This window comes from Tenacibaculum halocynthiae, assembly GCF_964512825.1.
Classification (GTDB): Bacteria; Bacteroidota; Bacteroidia; order Flavobacteriales; family Flavobacteriaceae; genus Polaribacter; species Polaribacter halocynthiae.
This window is the reverse complement of record NZ_CAZELG010000024.1, coordinates 1-1,829: the sequence shown is the minus strand read 5'-3', so window position 1 is coordinate 1,829 and position 1,829 is coordinate 1. Positions and strand designations below refer to the sequence as shown.

Annotated in this window: 1 protein-coding gene and 1 pseudogene; both read right to left on the bottom strand. The window is 31.5% G+C overall.

The genetic code is table 11. The annotated features are described in order from the left end of the window. Positions 1 to 354: 354 nt before the first annotated feature. Complete coding sequence (locus tag ACKTTQ_RS09255; RefSeq protein ID WP_408049043.1) at positions 355 to 861, bottom strand: hypothetical protein; 507 nt, start codon at positions 859 to 861, stop codon at positions 355 to 357. Beyond that, positions 842 to 1,681 (bottom strand): annotated as a pseudogene (locus tag ACKTTQ_RS09250) (RHS repeat-associated core domain-containing protein); the annotation flags it as partial. The gene ACKTTQ_RS09255 and the pseudogene ACKTTQ_RS09250, both read right to left, overlap by 20 nt. Positions 1,682 to 1,829 lie beyond the last annotated feature (148 nt).

Below are 1,829 nucleotides of genomic sequence, written 5' to 3'. Positions count from 1 at the left end.
TGGCGACACTTCTGTTTTGGTAAAGGATAAAGAAGTTTTACAGCGTATTGAAGATATTTCTAATTTATCGGAAGAGAAGAAAAAGTATATTTTTGATTTTATTGATATGTGTTTACGTGACGATAAAACTCAAAAAGCTTATAAATAAAAAACCACGCTATAAATAACTTATAACGTGGCTCTACCTATTTTTAAATTTAATTTCTATTTCTTACTCATACCCGCTACTAGTTATGAAAACTAGCAGTAGCATCACTCGGACATACTAGCACCATCAGGGGTAAAAAAACAACTTTCCTAAAAACAACAAAACCACAACTCTCGTCGTGGCTTTATCTTTATTATTTTTAAAATTTAATTATCCCATTTTTCTATTTCATTTTTATGTCTTTTAATAATAGAATCAATTGGATGATACCACATGTCTTTTTCAATTAACTGATTATTACCTTTACTTATTATAACCCATTCAGGATAATTAGAGTTAGAAAGGAAAGAATCTTTTTTGTAATAAAAGTTTTCTTTAAGTATTTTTTTTATACTATCTCGCTCCTTAACTGTCTTAAGCTTCTTAGTAAAAAAAGCAACCTTAACACCATGATCTAAAAAAACTCTATTAGGTAAAACTGTTTTTCTTTCATCTATTAAATTAGTATACAGTGCTATTCTATACACTTGTAAATTTTTATCTGTAGATGGGTTATTAACATATACTATAGCATTGTTATTTTTTAGTTGTTTTAATTCCTTTTTAATATAGGACGTAACTATATTGTCTATATTTTCTTCCTTTTTACTACAACTAATTATATTTAGTAAAATAATTGTAAAAAAGATATATTTAATATTCTTTCCAGCCATCTAGTTTTGAATTTATATAGTGTGGGTAATTTCTATTTTTTCCTTGTTGTTTGACGTATAAATCTCCATACTCACACCCATTACAACCACTAGGCCTTCCATCACCACCTCGTCCATCTTTAGTTCCTGGATGAGTATGAACTTTTCCTGTTTTTTTACCGTAAATTTTGTTACCACCTTTTCTCATCACAGAATCAAAAGAAGGGTCTGTTCTATCATAGGATTTTCCCGCAGAATTATCAACCCAATCCGAAATATATAACCCTTCGCCTTTACCATTTTTAAAGCCCCAAGCATTCAATTCTATATTTGACTCAAAAGAAATAAACTCCATAACCTCTAAACCAATCTGTAAATTACCCTCCGAAAAAACTAGTCCCTGCATATTTGCCGCACCTGAACCTATAGTCTTCCCGTTTTCATCGGTCTGTGTAGTAACTTCTTTAATATTACTAGTTCCTTTCTCAAAAGTTTTAGAAGACTTTCCATCTTTCTCAAATTTTGCGCTACCATCATCATTTGTTCCTGTTATTGTTCCAGTATAGATGGTATCTGTTTTATCATCTGTTTCCTTTAAAAAAACTAAATCTCCTGTTTCAGTGTCTAAACCATAATCATCAAGTAAACCTGTAGGGTCTACCCTAAGAATAGGGTTATTTTGAACAAAATTATAAGGGGTTAGCCAATTTCGCTCTTCAGCCATAGGGTCAATGCTATTAAAACGACCTAAAGCAGGATTATAATGCCTAAAATCCATTTCATAAGAATCATAACCAAGAGCTTCTTCTAACTCTACACCTTCGAATTTAAACTTCTGCGCAGTGCTATTTCCGAGAGGTGAGACGTTGTTGTTGTATCCTTTATGTTTGAGACCAAAAGGTTACAAGCTTACGCGATTTTTTTCAGCACGGTTGCCTTATCTCCACCAACTTCTCCAACAATTTTTTTATTAAGAACGTCCTACTTCA

Bases quoted from the DNA above. Each gene is read 5' to 3' on its own strand.
- ACKTTQ_RS09255 (WP_408049043.1), bottom strand. From the start codon at position 861: ATGGCTGGAAAGAATATTAAATATATCTTTTTTACAATTATTTTACTA.